This is a genomic window from Paracoccus litorisediminis, assembly GCF_009711205.1.
Taxonomy (GTDB): Bacteria; Pseudomonadota; Alphaproteobacteria; order Rhodobacterales; family Rhodobacteraceae; genus Paracoccus; species Paracoccus litorisediminis.
The window spans coordinates 238,523-252,124 of record NZ_WMIG01000001.1 but is presented as its reverse complement, the minus strand read 5'-3'; the positions used below and the strand labels follow the sequence as shown (position 1 = coordinate 252,124).

The window sequence follows — 13,602 nt, the reverse complement described above, 5'->3', positions numbered from 1 at the left end:
GGTATCCCGCAGCGAATTTACGGATGGATGCGATGAACCTCTTTTCGGATATCCGCGCGCTCGTGATCGACGCGCTGGCCCAGATGGAACTGGCGGGCGAGCTGCCCGCGGGTCTCGAAACCGCTGCCGTGACGGTCGAGCCGCCGCGAGACGCCGCCCATGGTGACATGGCGACCAATGCCGCCATGGTGCTGGCCAAGCCCGCCGGAAAGAAGCCGCGCGAGATCGCCGAGGCGCTGGCCGCCCGGCTGGCCGCCGATCCCCGCATCACCGCGGCTGATGTCGCTGGTCCGGGCTTCCTGAACCTGCGCCTTGCGCCGTCCGAATGGCAGGGCGTGCTGCGCGCCGCGCTGGGCGAAGGCGCCGATTTCGGGCGTTCGGAACTGGGCAAGGGCACCAAGATCAACGTCGAGTTTGTCAGCGCCAACCCGACCGGCCCGATGCATGTCGGCCATACCCGCGGCGCGGTCTTTGGCGATGCGCTGGCCTCGTTGCTGGATTTTGCCGGCTATGACGTCACCCGCGAATATTACATCAACGACGGCGGCGCGCAGGTCGATGTGCTGGCGCGCTCGGCCTATGAACGCTACCGCGAGGCGAACGGCCTTGAGCCCGAAATCCGCGAGGGGCTTTATCCCGGCGATTACCTGATCCCGGTCGGTGAGGCGCTGAAGGAAAAATATGGCGACAGCCTGCTGGACAAGCCGGAATCCGACTGGCTGATCGAGGTCCGCGATTTTGCCTCGGCCCGGATGATGGACATGATCCGTCAGGATCTGGCGCTGCTGAACGTGCATATGGACGTCTTCTCCAGCGAGAAGGCGCTTTACGGCACCGGTCGGATCGAGGCGGCGATTGCCCGTCTGCGCGAAGCCGGGCTGATCTATGAGGGCGTGCTGGAGCCGCCGAAGGGCAAGACCCCCGAGGATTGGGAGCCGCGCGAACAGACGCTGTTCCGCTCGACCGCGCATGGCGATGACGTGGACCGTCCGGTGATGAAATCGGACGGGGCATGGACCTATTTCGCGCCCGATATCGCCTATCACTGGGACAAGATCGACCGTGGCTTCGACCAGCTTATCGACGTGTTCGGCGCGGATCACGGCGGCTATGTCAAGCGCATGACCGCTGCCGTCGCCGCGCTGTCGGATGGCCGTGTGCCGCTGGACGTCAAGCTGATCCAGCTGGTGAAGCTGTTCAAGAACGGCGAGCCCTTCAAGATGTCGAAGCGGGCAGGGAACTTTGTCACGCTGCGCGACGTGGTCGAACAGGCGGGCGCCGATGTGACCCGTTTCCACATGCTGACCCGCAAGAACGACGCGGCGCTGGATTTCGACTTTGACAAGGTGCTGGAGCAGTCCAAGGACAACCCGGTCTGGTATGTGCAATACGCCAATGCCCGCATCAATTCGGTGCTGAACAAGGCAACCGAAGGCGGCGTTGCGACCGATGACGCGTCCCTTGCCGGTGCCGATCTGGCCCTGCTGAGCCATCCGGCCGAACTGGAAATGGCCCGGAAAGTTGCCGAATGGCCACGCACGGTTGAAATCGCGGCGCGGGCTCATGAGCCGCACAGGATTGCGTTCTATCTGTATGATATCGCCTCGGAACTTCATTCGCTGTGGAATCGCGGCAATGATGAGCTGTCCTTGCGCTTCGTGCAGGATGGCGATCCTGCCGCAACTGCCGCGAAAATCGCGCTGGCGCGGTCCGTCGGCGTTGTCATTTCGGCGGGCCTTGCTATCTTGGGCGTGACCCCGGCCAAAGAGATGCGCTGAAAACAGCGTCCTGCCGGTGTCGAGCAGTGCAACGACAGACACCGGGCAAACCGGCAGGCAGGCAGGAATGGCAATCGTAGACTTCCGCTCCGGCGGTTTTCAGGGCGCGCAGCCGCAACGCTACGCGCAGGATTTCCCCTATGGCCAGGACGCGCAGAATTCCGGCTACCAGGAAGAGTGGCAGGAAGAGGACTGGGACGATCCCCGCTATGCCGATGCGCATCGCGGGGTCGCGACCGAGCCGCAGACGCTGCTGGCGCGGATCTCGCGGCTGACCCATTACCTTGGCGCGCTGGTTTCCGTGGGGTTGATCATCATCCTTGCGGTCTGGGCGTTCAAGCTGGCGGTCCGGGATGTGTCCGGCGTGCCGGTCATCCGCTCGATGCAGGGCGAGGCGCGCACCGCCCCCACCGATCCGGGCGGGGAACTGACCGACCGCACCGGGCTGGCCGTGAACGGCGTTGCCGCCGGAAATGCCGCCAAGGTCGCTGACAAGGTGGCGATTGCCCCGGTTGCGACCGGGCTTGAAACGCAGGATCTGGCCATGGGCGAATTCGGCGCGACTGCGCAGAAGCCGGCCAATCCCGTTGAACTGCCGCTGCTGGACGATACCGCCCGCGTCATCCCCCTGCCGGATGGCGAGGCGGCTGCTTTGGCGGAATCGACGATCGAACCCGATGAGGCGATCGACACCGCCGTGATCTCGGACGTGCCCGCCGCTGGCGAAGCCCCGGTGAACGAGGTTCTGACCGATCTGGCCGGGCGCGAAACCCAGGACGTTGCGATCAATCAGGCCCTGGCCGAGGCGAATGCCATGGTTCCGGTCCCGGTCGCTGCGGCAGTGCAGGAATCGCCCCGCCCCGCGCCGCGTCCGCGCCGTGTTGCCAGCGCCCAGACCGTCGCCACCGACGCAGCGCCTGCTGTCGCCGCCAGCCGCCCCGCACCCGAACCGGCTGTCGCCGAGGAACCGGCGCCTGCCAAGGTCGCCTCGGGTTCGGCCATGGTCCAGATCGGTGCCTTCGACAGCGATGCGCTGGCCAAGGGCGAATGGAAGCGTGTTGCGGGCAAGTTCGGCGGTCTTTTTGACGGCAAGTCCCGCATCGTGCAGGAAGCGCAAAGCGGTGGCCGCACCTTCTGGCGTCTGCGCGCGGGCGGCTTTGCATCCAAGGATGAGGCACGCAAGTTCTGCGCGGCCCTGATCGCGGGCGGCATCGACTGTATCCCGGCAACGGCGAAGTAAGCACAATGACCAATGCGACGATTCTTGGCGGTATCGCCGGGCCCGACCTTTCCGCGGCCGAGCGCGATTTCTTTCGCGCTGCCGATCCTTGGGGTTTCATCCTGTTCGGGCGCAATATCGACACGCCCGAACGCCTGCGCCGCCTGACCTCGGAGCTGCGCGACGCGGTGGGCCGTGACGCGCCGGTGCTGATCGATCAGGAAGGCGGGCGTGTGCAACGTATGCGCGCGCCGCATTGGACCGATTGGCCCGCGCCGCTGGATCAGGCCGCGAATGGCGACCGTGCGATCTGGTTGCACCATCATCTGATGGCGCGCGAGCTGCGCGAGATGGGGATCGATTCGGATTGCGCACCGGTTCTGGACATTGCGCGCGAGGATACCCATCCTTTCCTGCGCAACCGCTGCCTTGGCACGGATGCGCAAAGCGTCATCCGACTGGGCCGGATCGCCGCCGATGCGATGCTGGCGGCGGGCGTCTTGCCGGTCATCAAGCACATGCCGGGCCATGGCCGCGCGCGGGTGGACAGCCACAAGGACCTTCCGGTCGTCGATGCCACGTTGGACGAGCTGGATCAGACCGACTTCGCGCCCTTCCGCGCGCTTTCGGACCTGCCGATGGCGATGACCGCGCATATCCGCTTCACCGCCGTGGATGAGGCTCCGACGACGGCTTCGGCCCCGATGATTGCGATGATCCGCAACCGGATCGGTTTTGACGGGCTGCTCATGTCGGACGATATCGGCATGGAGGCGCTGTCGGGCACGCCGGCTGAACGCGCTGCGGCGACCATCGCGGCGGGTTGTGATCTGGTCCTGTCCTGCAATGAGACATTGGCCCAGATGGAAAGCATCGTCGCTGCGGCGGGTGCGGCTTCAGCCGAAACACTGCGCCGTGGGGTGCGGGCCTCGGCGCTGCGGCAGCCCGCAGATACGCTGGAAACCGCGGATATGCGTGCCGAATTGCGTGCGCTTGGCGGGTTGGCCGCGTAAGATTGACTTGGCCGACCCGATGCCCGATTCTCGGCCGACACAATCGGCCTGAATTGAAATGACCAAAGTTCCCTATCTGACGCCCGTTCCCGACGAGGAATTGCCGGGCCAGCCCGAGCCATCGCCGGTGGTCGGGCCTGACGACGTTGCCCAACGGCAGGCCGATGAGGTGCTGCGCGTCGATGTCTCGGGCTTCGAAGGCCCGCTGGACCTGCTGCTGACGCTGTCACGCATGCAGAAGGTGGACCTGATGCAGGTCTCGGTCCTTGAATTGGCCGATCAGTACCTGACCTTTGTCGAGCAGGCGCGCGCGTTGCGCATCGAACTGGCCGCCGATTACCTTGTCATGGCGGCTTGGTTGGCCTTCCTGAAGTCGCGCCTGCTGCTGCCGCCCGATCCCGAAACCGAAGGCCCCTCAGCCGAGGATATGGCCGCGCATCTGGCCTTCCAGCTGGAACGGCTGCAAGCCATGCGAGAGGCCGCCGCCCGGCTGATGGCGCGGGACCGGCTGGGGCAGCAACGCTTCGCACGTGGCGCGCCGGAAACCGTCACCCGCACCCGGAAAGTTGCATGGCAGGCGACCCTGATCGACCTGATGCGGGCCTATGCGCGGCTGCGGACCAAGGACGAGTTCCGCCCCTTCGCCTTTGACCGCCAGAACGTCTTTACCATGGAACAGGCGCTGGATCGCGTGCGCGGCATGATCGGCTATGTCGGCGACTGGACCACGCTGGCCTCGTTTCTGCCGGAAGGCTGGGACGGCGATCCCGCCCGCGTCCGATCGGCCACCGCCGCGACCTTTGCGGCGACGCTGGAACTGGCCCGGCAGGGCCGTATCGAATTGCGCCAGTCCGAAACCTTCGCCCCCATCACCATCCGCAGGCGCACCGAATGACTCAATCCGAAACCCTCGCCCCCGAGGCCAATCTGTCGCTTCTGGAGCAGGAGCGCATGGTCGAGGCCGTGCTGTTCGCCAGCGCCGGTCCGATGACGCTGCGCGAGATCGCGGGCCGCCTGCCGGAGGGCTGCGATGTCCCGGTGGCGCTGGAAAGCCTGCGCGCGCGCTACGAAGGCCGCGGCGTGCAACTGTCCCGCACCGGTGAGAACTGGGCCTTTCGCACCGCCGCCGATCTGGCTTTCCTGATGAAGGAATCCAGCACCGAGAGCCGGGGCCTGTCGCGTGCTGCGACCGAGACATTGGCGATCATCGCCTATCACCAACCCGTCACCCGCACCGAGATCGAAGAAATCCGTGGGGTTGCCGTCAGTCGCGGCACGCTGGATCACCTGATTGAGCTCGATTGGGTTCGGGTCGGGCGTCGGCGTCAAACGCCGGGAAGGCCTGTGACTTTTGTCGTGACCGAAACTTTCCTTGACCATTTCGGGTTGGAAAGTGCGCGCGATCTGCCGGGGCTGGCCGAGTTGCGGGCCGCGGGTCTGCTGGAATCACGCCCGCCGGGCGAAGCGGCAGCGTTGATGGCCCTGCGCGACGATGACGATGACGTGCCGCTGGACGAGCCTGCGGCCGAAGATCTGTTCGAGGACGAATAGACGATGAACCTGAACCAGTTTTTCAACATGCTCAGCCGCATGATCACCCACAGGCTGCTGAACTGGGGGATCAACAAGGGCATCCGCCAGATGAATTCCAGCGGTGGCAAGCAGACCGTCCAACAACGCCAACGTGAAAAGGCGACACGGCAGATGGTGAAGCGCGCGCGGCAGGCGGCGCGCATCACCCGCAGGTTCGGGCGTTAATCCGCCCGAAACTGCTTGGCCAGTTTCAGCCCCTGACCCTGATAGTTCGAGGCGATGCCGGTGCCGTAAAGCCGCTCGGGCAGGGCGGCCATGCGCTCATAGACCAGACGACCGACGACCTGACCGTGCTCCAGCGCGAAGGGTGCCTCGTGGCAGCGCACCTCAAGGACGCCGCGCGCGCCGTGACCGGCTGCACCATGGCCGAAGCCCGGATCGAAGAAGCCCGCGTAATGGACGCGGAACTCACCGACCATGGCCAGATAGGGGGCCATCTCGGCAGCATATTCGGGGGGGATCGCGACGGCCTCGCGGCTGACAAGGATATAGAAGGCGCCGGGGTCCAGAATCAGCTGCCCGTCGCGGGTGCGAAGTTCATCCCAGAAATCTGAGGCACGATAGGCGCCGATCCGGTCCAGATCGATCACGCCGCTATGCGGACGGGCGCGGTAGCCGACCAGATCGCCCTGATCGGGACGCAGATCGACCGAAAAGCCCAAGCCTTCGTCGATCAGCGCCTCGCCCGTGACCAGCGGTTCGCGGGCGTGCAGCGCGCGCAGGTCGGTATCCGACAGCACCGCCTGACCCTGACGCAGCCGCAACTGGTTCAACCGCATGCCGGGGCGGACCAGAACCGAGAAGCTGCGCGGGCAGATTTCGGCATAGATCGGGCCGTCATAGCCTTCGGGCAGGCGGTCGAACTCGGTGCCTTCGTCGGTGATCAGCCGGGTCAGCAGGTCCAGCCGCCCGGTCGAGGATTTCGCATTGGCGACGGCATCAAGCCCCGCGGGCAGCGACAACCGCTCCATCAACGGGACCAGATAGACGCAGCCTTTTTCCAGCACGGCGCCGTCCGACAGGTCCATGCGGTGCATCTCGAAATCGGCCAGACGCTCACTGACCTTGCGGCCACGACCGGCCAGGAACGAGGCGCGCAACCGCCATGCGGTCGTGCCAAGACGCAGGTCAAGGCTGGCGGGTTGGATCTGTTCGGGAAGGATCGGACGTTCGGCCGTAATGCAGCCGGTTTCGATCAGTTGGCGCAGGGCATGGTCGGGAAGGACACCGTTCACGAAACATCCTTTAGAAAAGGGGAAGCGCCCATCCCCGGAAAGGGATGGGCGCTTTCGGAATGGTCGGGCCGGAGAGATTCGAACTCTCGGCCTTCCGCCCCCCAGACGGACGCGCTAACCAGGCTGCGCCACGGCCCGACGAGGGTCATATAGAGTGAAGCGGGCAGGCAGCACAAGGGGAAGAAGGCGGAAAAATGGGGATAAGTTCGCGATGCGCGAAAAAATATCCCGCGAGGCAGGAAGTCATGAAAAAACATGGGGCTAGAGCGCAGAGCTCAGCCGGTCGCGCAGACCTGCTGCGCCAGCGGGCAGCGAAGATTTCTGGTTCTCAAGTTGCCGCAACGCATGCGAAGTGGCGCAAAGCCGCGCCAGCCAATCCTGTGCCGTGGCGGGCGAGCGTTCGGCGAAAAGCGGCAATGATTCGAAATCGCGCGCCGGTTTGCGTCTGGGCGCAGCGGCACGGGTGACGTCGATCGGCGCAGCCGGGGTTGGCGCAATCTCGGGGGCGGCGGGATCGGCTGCGGGCTGGGGTGGGGCGGAAAGAAGCTCTCCCAGACGCGATGCGCCGATGCGGCGCACGCTGGCACCGCGATCCGAGGTGATCAGGCGCTTGGCCCCGCGGATGCTAAGGCCTTCTTCGCGCATGACCTGACACAGGCCGGCGACCAGACGCACATCGTCAGGACGGTAGTAACGCCGGCCATCGCCGCGCTTGACCGGCGATAGCTGGCTGAATTGCGTTTCCCAATAGCGCAGAACATGCGGCGCGACGCCAACGAGGCGGGAAACCTCGCCGATAGAACGAAAGGCGTCGGGCGACTTATCCATCAGCTACCGTTTTTGTTTCCGGCTGCAACCCGATCCTTCATCAGGTGCGAGGGACGGAAGGACAGCACGCGGCGGGGGGTGATCGGAACCTCTTCCCCGGTCTTGGGATTGCGGCCGATACGCTCATTCTTGTCGCGGACCGAGAATGTGCCAAAGGACGAAATCTTGACCTGTTCGCCCCGGACAAGGGCGTCCGAGATATGCCCCAGCACGCTTTCGACCAATTGGGCCGATTCGTGACGGGACAGGCCAACTTCGCGGAAGACGGCCTCGGCCAGGTCCATGCGGGTCAGGGTGGATTCGCTCATCAGGGAAACCTCTCTCTTGTAGCAAGGATGATTTTTTTGCGGCGACCTGTCAACCAGCAGCCCCCGCCATCGGTTCCCAAATGGCGGAATTCATTCGTCTTATTCTGGATTGTTGCCATTTCCCGGGCAGGAACGCGGTTTGAAAACGCCCCGAACGCACCTATCTTGGTACAGATCGGCGATGACGGAGGATGCGATGGCCGGAGGATGGGCCCGCGACGGCGCGGTAAACGACCAGATCGATGTCTCGACTCGCGAGGCGATCGAGCGGATGCGACTGCGCAATGCGCGCCGCGCGCATGCTGAAAGCGCTGAATTCTGTGAGGAATGCGATGAGCCGATCCCGCAGGCCCGGCGCGAGGCCATGCCGGGGGTGCGGCTTTGCGTGGCCTGTCAGTCGGGCCATGACAAGGAATGGCGTCCGGCGGGCGGGATCAACCGGCGCGGATCGAAGGATTCGCAGCTGCGCTGATTACCAGCGCAGCACGACCGAGCCCCAGGCCAGCCCGCCGCCGATTGCCTCGGCGACCAGAATCTGACCGGGCTGGAACTTGCCCTGCGAATTGCCGACCGAAAGCGCCAGCGGGATCGAGGCGGCCGAGGTATTGCCGTGATCGGCGACCGTCAGCACGACCTTTTCCATCGGCAGATGCATGCGTTTGGCGGTGGCTTCGATGATGCGCAGGTTGGCTTGATGCGGAACCAGCCAATCGACCTGCTCGGGGGCGATTTCGGCCAGATCCAGCGCGTGATGCGCGGTATTGGCAAGCTTTTCAACCGCATGGCGGAAGACCAGATTGCCCTGCATGCGCAGATGACCCGCCGTCCCGGTCGAGGCCACACCGCCATCGACGTAAAGCAGTTCGCGATACTGGCCGTCGCTGTTCAGGTCGGTGGCAAGGATACCGCGATCCGCCGAGGTGCCGTCGCCTTCCTGTGCCTCAAGGATGACCGCGCCCGCACCGTCGCCAAACAGCACGCAGGTGCCGCGGTCGGTCCAGTCCATGATGCGGCTGAAAGTCTCGGCCCCGATCACGATGACGCGGTTGGCCTGACCCGAGCGGATCATGGCATCGGCATTGGCCAGCGCAAAGACGAAGCCGGCGCAGACCGCCTGAACGTCAAAGGCAAAGCCGCGCTTCATGCCCAGACCGGCCTGAACCATGGTCGCGACCGAGGGGAAGGTGAAGTCGGGGGTCGAGGTCGCCACGATGATCGCGTCGATCTGATCCACATCCATGCCGGCATTGGCCAGCGCGGCTTTCGCGGCGGCAATGCCCAGATCGCTGGTGCGCTGGTCATCGGCTGCGAAATGGCGCCGCTCGATACCGGTGCGGGTGCGAATCCATTCGTCGCTGGTGTCCAGCTTGTCCTCGAACCAGCTGTTCTCGACCACACGTTCGGGCAGGTAATGGCCCGTACCCCGGACAACAGCGCGCCGCATCAGGACGTCCCCTTGTGTTCTGCGTGTTTTTTGCCGGTTGCTCCGGCATGTTCTGGCGTGATCGAATGCGCGACACGCGCTGCAAGCCGCTCGTGGAAGCCGGACTTGCCCAGCTGGAAGGCCAGCTTGATCGCGGCCGAAATCCCGGTCTCATCCGCCGAACCGTGGGATTTCACCACCGTCCCGTTCAGACCAAGGAAGACGCCGCCATTGACGCGGCGCGGGTCGATCCGTTTTTGCAGCCGCTTCAGCGAGGTCATCGCCAGAAGCGCCGCGAATTTCGACATCACGGAATTTCCGAAGGCTTCCTTGAGGAAGTCGCCGACCAGCTTGGCGGTGCCCTCGCCGGTCTTCAGGGCGATATTGCCGGTGAAACCGTCGGTGACGATGACATCGACGCGGGCCGAGGGCAGATCGCCGCCTTCGACAAAGCCGACATAGTCGAAATTACCTTCTTCGGCATTCTGACCAATCAGCTCATGCGCCTGCTTGAGCTCGGCGCGGCCCTTGTGTTCCTCGGTGCCCACGTTCAACAGCCCCACCCGAGGACGGGCGAGGCCAAGGCCGTTGCGGGCATAGGATGCGCCCATCAGGGCGTAGGTCAGCAGGTCCTGAGCGTCGGCCCGGATGTCGGCACCGACATCGAGCATGACGTTGAAGCCCTGCGGATTGCGCGAGGGCCACAGGCAGGCGATTGCCGGCCGGTTGACGCCGGGCAGCTTGCGCAGCCGCAGCATCGACAGCGCCATCAGCGCGCCGGTATTGCCGCAGGAAACTGCGACGGTCGCCTCACCCTTGCGCACCGATTCGACGGCAGACCACATCGAGGTGCCTTCGCCTTTGCGAAGCACCTGACTGGGCTTGTCTTCCATCGTGACGACACCGGCCGCGTCGCGAATATCGCAACGCTCGGCCAGCCCGTCGCGGCGGGCGATGAGACGCTCGAGCTCGGCCTTGGGGCCGTGGACGATGAAGCGGATCTCGGGGTTCTTTTCAGCGCTCTGTGCGATGCCGGCCACGACCGCGGAAGGTCCGCGATCGCCGCCCATGGCGTCGACAGAGATCACCACGCTGCCCTTTGATTCAGACGCGCGCGAGCCGGTCGAGATTTCCGCCGAAGTCATGTCCGAAGTCGGCTCAGGCCGCGTCTTCGTCCAGGTCGACTTCGTTGGCCTGAGCCACGACCTCACGGTCGGCGTAGTGGCCGCAGGACGGGCAGACGTGGTGCGGGCGCTTCAGCTCGCCGCAGTTGGTGCATTCGTTCGGATTGCCAGCAACCAGGGCATCGTGCGAACGACGCATGTTGCGGCGGGAGCGGGTAACTCGATTCTGAGGGACGGCCATGTCACAACCCCAAGTGGTTCGGGGGGCGGCCTCACGGCGGCCCCGGATTCTGATATCGGTTCTGGGGCGGGGCTTAGGCCAAGGACGCGTCGTCCGCAAGGCACGAAACGCTGTCTCGTGCACGGGGGCCGCGGTCCGGGTCATCCCCCGCCGGTCGAATGAACGCGCGAAAATAGCGAAATCGCGCCGAATCGCAAGGGGAATCTTGGGGAAAGGGAAGCGGCGCAGGGTGCCGCTGCCTACGGCGGGGGTATTGGGGAAATAGTGAACGGCAGACCCCGGGTGACGGGGCCAACCGCGTGTCAGCGGCCAAGCTTGGCGTGGACCTCGTCCAGATCGACTTCAGCCTTGGGCAGCTTATTGTCGGGATTGTCGAAGTCGTATTTGAACAGCTGGAAGTCCTTCTTGTAGATCTCCCAGATCAGATGGCGCGACAGGTCGTCGAAATAGGCGCTGACCTTATGGGCGCGTTTCGGGCCGTGACCTTCGGATTCGTTGAATTTCGGCACGTCGTTGACGTCCAGCTTGACCGGGGTGGGGGCGGCGTTCAGCACCTTCTGCATGCCCTCGTTGAACTTCTCGGTGAAGAAGATCTGGTCGTAGCGGCCGCCGTTGACGATGAAGGTCGAGATATGGCCGGACATGGCCGACCAGTGGATGTCGGGCTCCATCGGACGGCGCCAGCGGATGGTATCGCGCGCAAACAGCAGGAAGCGGCGGAAGCTGGCGATCTGGTCGAATTCGAAATCGTTCTCGGGGCTGCCGACATCGACGCCGTAGCGCTGCATCAGTTGCGGGACCAGATTGCCCCGGTAGCGCTTGCCGTTGCGCTGGATGCCCGCGATCTTGTCGAAGAACGAGGACAGGATGCGCGCATAGGGGTTGCGCACGCAGGTAAAGGTCAGTGCGCCGTGGGACTTCACCATGCGCTCGATCGGAGTCTGGCTGCCTTCTTGCGCCCATTTGTGCAGGCCATCGGTCGAATCGTGGATGTCGCCGTCGAAGTAGCGCCCATGATCCGAATAGAACATGATCTGGCCAATCGACGAGCAGGCGCATTTCGGGACGACGCGATAGACCATGCTTTCGCTTTCAGTCATCCAGGTTCCGGGAAAGCCCATATGAGATATTCCTTGTTTGCCGGTCGGGTCGGGTTGCCGACCTTGCCAAAATCGTTAGACACAGAATGCAAATCACTGGGGGAGTTTCAACCTCGTGTGGAACCTGATGGACGTGAAGAACGGACTGATGAGTTAAATGGCGCGCATTGCCTTCATTCTGCTCTGCCACAAGGACCCGAAAGGCGTGATCGCACAGGCCAATCGCCTGACCGCATCGGGGGATTACGTGGCAATCCATTTCGACGCCCGTGCCAATCCCAAGGATTTCGACGAGATCCGGCAGGCATTGGGCGAGAACCCTTCGGTGGTTTTCTCGGCGAAGCGCTGGAAATGCGGCTGGGGCGAATGGTCGCTGGTGGCGGCCACGCTGGAGGCCGTGCGCTCGGCCATCGCGACATTTCCGCAGGCCACGCATTTCTATATGCTTTCAGGCGATTGCATGCCGATCAAGTCGGCGGAGTATGCCCATGCGTTTCTTGATGCCGAGGAATGCGATTACATCGAATCCTTCGATTTCTTCGAGTCGGATTGGATCAAGACCGGCATCAAGGAAGAACGGCTGATCTATCGGCATCTGTTCAACGAACGCACCCAGCCCAGGCGTTTCTATGCCAGTTTCGAATTCCAGAAACGCTTCAACCTGAAGCGACCGATTCCCGCCGATATTCAGGTGATGATCGGTTCGCAATGGTGGTGTTTGCGCCGCCAGACGATCGAGAAAGTGCTGGATTTCTGTGCAAGCCGCCCGGATGTGATGCGCTTTTTTGCCACAACCTGGATCCCGGACGAGACGTTCTTTCAGACGATCGTTCGCCATGTCGTGCCCCGCAAGGAGCTGCGCACGCGCACGCTGACCTATCTGGTCTTCACCGATTACGGCATGCCCGTCACCTTCCATAATGACCATTACGACCTGCTGATGGGGCAGAATTACCTGTTCGCGCGCAAGATCAGCCCCGAGGCGCTGCGATTGCGCGAAAGGCTGGGGGCGCTTTGGGCGGCGAAGGGCGTGCATTTCCCGATCTCGAACGAGGGGACGGGTCTGTTCCGCTTCCTGACCGGGAGGGGCCGTGTCGGGCGTCGCTTCGCGCCCCGCTTCTGGGAGACCGAGGGCAGTCTGGGGCGCGAGAACTCGTTGCTGCTGGTGGTGGCCAAGAAATGGCATGTCGCCAAGCGCCTGACCGCGTCGATCCGCAAAAACACTGAAATTCCCGCCGTCGATTACCTGTTCAACGAGAACAATGCCGGTCTGCCAGATCTGGGCGGGGTCGAAACCACTGTCTCGAAACGCACCCGGCATCGGCGGGCGCTGTTGCGGTTGCTGTTCGAGCAGTTCGAATCGAACAGTCTGGTGATCTGTCTGGATCCGTCGGCGCTGAAGCTGGTCGAGGATCTGATGCAGGACAAGGCCGATACCCGCATCCTGCTGATCGATTCGGAATTCGACGACGACTATATCCGCGGCCATATCGGCCGGGTTGGGCTGGCCGGACCCGAGACGCCGCCCGAGGTCATCGACCGGCTGCTGCCCACCGTGCGCGCCGATCTGGAGCATGAGGCCGAGCGTCTGCGCGATCTGGGACTGCTCGGGTTCCATTCGATCTCGCCCTGGCGCTCGCCCGAGGACAATGCCGTGCAACTGGCACGGTTCCTTGACCTCATGCCCGAGAAGGCGCGCGAACTGGCCACGACACAACATCTGTTCAGCGACTGAAGAAC

Annotated in this window: 15 protein-coding genes and 1 tRNA gene; 8 read left to right on the top strand and 8 right to left on the bottom strand. The window is 63.9% G+C overall.

The genetic code is table 11. From position 1 onward, the window contains the following. Nucleotides 1-32: 32 nt before the first annotated feature. The 6 genes from argS (at nucleotide 33) to GL300_RS01270 (ending at nucleotide 5,768) form a co-directional block, all read left to right on the top strand. Nucleotides 33-1,778: an arginine--tRNA ligase gene (gene argS, locus GL300_RS01295; protein ID WP_155037772.1), complete on the top strand. Its 1,746-nt coding sequence runs from the start codon at nucleotides 33-35 to the stop codon at nucleotides 1,776-1,778. 67 nt (nucleotides 1,779-1,845) lie between these two features. Further along, entirely contained in the window at nucleotides 1,846-3,018 is a 1,173-nt protein-coding gene (locus GL300_RS01290) for an SPOR domain-containing protein (RefSeq protein WP_155037771.1), read from the top strand. Nucleotides 3,019-3,023: 5 nt separating this feature from the next. After that, nucleotides 3,024-4,010: a beta-N-acetylhexosaminidase gene (gene nagZ / locus GL300_RS01285; RefSeq protein WP_155037770.1), complete on the top strand. Its 987-nt coding sequence runs from the start codon at nucleotides 3,024-3,026 to the stop codon at nucleotides 4,008-4,010. Nucleotides 4,011-4,068: 58 nt separating this feature from the next. Continuing rightward, entirely contained in the window at nucleotides 4,069-4,905 is an 837-nt protein-coding gene (locus GL300_RS01280; protein ID WP_155037769.1) for a segregation and condensation protein A, read from the top strand. Continuing rightward, nucleotides 4,902-5,561, top strand: a complete 660-nt coding sequence (gene scpB, locus GL300_RS01275; protein WP_155037768.1) for an SMC-Scp complex subunit ScpB — start codon at nucleotides 4,902-4,904, stop codon at nucleotides 5,559-5,561. The genes GL300_RS01280 and scpB overlap by 4 nt, the downstream gene beginning before the upstream one ends. Before the next feature lie 3 nt (nucleotides 5,562-5,564). Continuing rightward, nucleotides 5,565-5,768, top strand: coding sequence for a hypothetical protein (locus GL300_RS01270; RefSeq protein ID WP_155037767.1), 204 nt, complete (start codon nucleotides 5,565-5,567; stop codon nucleotides 5,766-5,768). Here the strand turns inward: GL300_RS01270 and GL300_RS01265 are convergent. From GL300_RS01265 to ihfA, 4 genes are all read right to left on the bottom strand, one after another. Beyond that, a complete protein-coding gene (locus GL300_RS01265) occupies nucleotides 5,765-6,838 on the bottom strand; it encodes a 2'-deoxycytidine 5'-triphosphate deaminase (protein WP_343042877.1) in 1,074 nt (357 codons plus the stop codon). The genes GL300_RS01270 and GL300_RS01265 overlap by 4 nt on opposite strands. Before the next feature lie 60 nt (nucleotides 6,839-6,898). Then, nucleotides 6,899-6,976 (bottom strand) — tRNA-Pro (locus GL300_RS01260). 123 nt (nucleotides 6,977-7,099) lie between these two features. Further along, nucleotides 7,100-7,666 (bottom strand): MerR family transcriptional regulator, encoded by a 567-nt coding sequence (locus tag GL300_RS01255; RefSeq protein WP_155037766.1) that lies wholly within the window; start codon nucleotides 7,664-7,666, stop codon nucleotides 7,100-7,102. Next, nucleotides 7,666-7,974 carry an integration host factor subunit alpha gene (ihfA, locus tag GL300_RS01250; protein WP_155037765.1) on the bottom strand — a complete coding sequence of 103 codons (309 nt, stop codon included), beginning with the start codon at nucleotides 7,972-7,974 and terminating at the stop codon, nucleotides 7,666-7,668. Before ihfA ends, GL300_RS01255 begins: the two co-directional genes overlap by 1 nt. A gap of 196 nt (nucleotides 7,975-8,170) precedes the next feature. On the opposite strand from ihfA, the gene GL300_RS01245 reads away from it, so the two are divergent. Continuing rightward, the gene (locus GL300_RS01245; protein ID WP_155037764.1) at nucleotides 8,171-8,446 is read left to right on the top strand and encodes a DksA/TraR family C4-type zinc finger protein; all 276 of its coding nucleotides are present in this window, start codon (nucleotides 8,171-8,173) and stop codon (nucleotides 8,444-8,446) included. Here GL300_RS01245 and GL300_RS01240 read toward each other — a convergent pair whose 3' ends face one another. The 4 genes from GL300_RS01240 to GL300_RS01225 form a co-directional block, all read right to left on the bottom strand. Beyond that, complete coding sequence (locus tag GL300_RS01240; RefSeq protein WP_155037763.1) at nucleotides 8,447-9,418, bottom strand: beta-ketoacyl-ACP synthase III; 972 nt, start codon at nucleotides 9,416-9,418, stop codon at nucleotides 8,447-8,449. It abuts the gene before it with no gap. Next, nucleotides 9,418-10,542 carry a phosphate acyltransferase PlsX gene (gene plsX / locus GL300_RS01235; protein WP_155037762.1) on the bottom strand — a complete coding sequence of 375 codons (1,125 nt, stop codon included), beginning with the start codon at nucleotides 10,540-10,542 and terminating at the stop codon, nucleotides 9,418-9,420. Before plsX ends, GL300_RS01240 begins: the two co-directional genes overlap by 1 nt. A 13-nt stretch (nucleotides 10,543-10,555) precedes the next feature. Beyond that, nucleotides 10,556-10,762, bottom strand: coding sequence for a 50S ribosomal protein L32 (gene rpmF, locus GL300_RS01230; protein WP_155037761.1), 207 nt, complete (start codon nucleotides 10,760-10,762; stop codon nucleotides 10,556-10,558). 302 nt (nucleotides 10,763-11,064) lie between these two features. Next, nucleotides 11,065-11,883, bottom strand: a complete 819-nt coding sequence (locus GL300_RS01225) for a sulfotransferase family protein (protein WP_155037760.1) — start codon at nucleotides 11,881-11,883, stop codon at nucleotides 11,065-11,067. A gap of 136 nt (nucleotides 11,884-12,019) precedes the next feature. Between GL300_RS01225 and GL300_RS01220 the strand changes: the two genes are divergently transcribed. Next, nucleotides 12,020-13,597 carry a DUF5928 domain-containing protein gene (locus GL300_RS01220; RefSeq protein WP_155037759.1) on the top strand — a complete coding sequence of 526 codons (1,578 nt, stop codon included), beginning with the start codon at nucleotides 12,020-12,022 and terminating at the stop codon, nucleotides 13,595-13,597. Nucleotides 13,598-13,602: the final 5 nt, after the last annotated feature.

Excerpts from the sequence above, each read along its gene's own strand:
- argS (WP_155037772.1), top strand. The coding sequence starts at position 33 with ATGAACCTCTTTTCGGATATCCGCGCGCTCGTGATCGACGCGCTGGCC.
- GL300_RS01290 (WP_155037771.1), top strand. The coding sequence starts at position 1,846 with ATGGCAATCGTAGACTTCCGCTCCGGCGGTTTTCAGGGCGCGCAGCCG.
- nagZ (WP_155037770.1), top strand. The coding sequence starts at position 3,024 with ATGACCAATGCGACGATTCTTGGCGGTATCGCCGGGCCCGACCTTTCC.
- GL300_RS01280 (WP_155037769.1), top strand. The coding sequence starts at position 4,069 with ATGACCAAAGTTCCCTATCTGACGCCCGTTCCCGACGAGGAATTGCCG.
- scpB (WP_155037768.1), top strand. The coding sequence starts at position 4,902 with ATGACTCAATCCGAAACCCTCGCCCCCGAGGCCAATCTGTCGCTTCTG.
- GL300_RS01270 (WP_155037767.1), top strand. The coding sequence starts at position 5,565 with ATGAACCTGAACCAGTTTTTCAACATGCTCAGCCGCATGATCACCCAC.
- GL300_RS01255 (WP_155037766.1), bottom strand. The coding sequence starts at position 7,666 with ATGGATAAGTCGCCCGACGCCTTTCGTTCTATCGGCGAGGTTTCCCGC.
- ihfA (WP_155037765.1), bottom strand. The coding sequence starts at position 7,974 with ATGAGCGAATCCACCCTGACCCGCATGGACCTGGCCGAGGCCGTCTTC.
- GL300_RS01245 (WP_155037764.1), top strand. The coding sequence starts at position 8,171 with ATGGCCGGAGGATGGGCCCGCGACGGCGCGGTAAACGACCAGATCGAT.
- GL300_RS01240 (WP_155037763.1), bottom strand. The coding sequence starts at position 9,418 with ATGCGGCGCGCTGTTGTCCGGGGTACGGGCCATTACCTGCCCGAACGT.
- plsX (WP_155037762.1), bottom strand. The coding sequence starts at position 10,542 with ATGACTTCGGCGGAAATCTCGACCGGCTCGCGCGCGTCTGAATCAAAG.
- rpmF (WP_155037761.1), bottom strand. The coding sequence starts at position 10,762 with ATGGCCGTCCCTCAGAATCGAGTTACCCGCTCCCGCCGCAACATGCGT.
- GL300_RS01225 (WP_155037760.1), bottom strand. The coding sequence starts at position 11,883 with ATGGGCTTTCCCGGAACCTGGATGACTGAAAGCGAAAGCATGGTCTAT.
- GL300_RS01220 (WP_155037759.1), top strand. The coding sequence starts at position 12,020 with ATGGCGCGCATTGCCTTCATTCTGCTCTGCCACAAGGACCCGAAAGGC.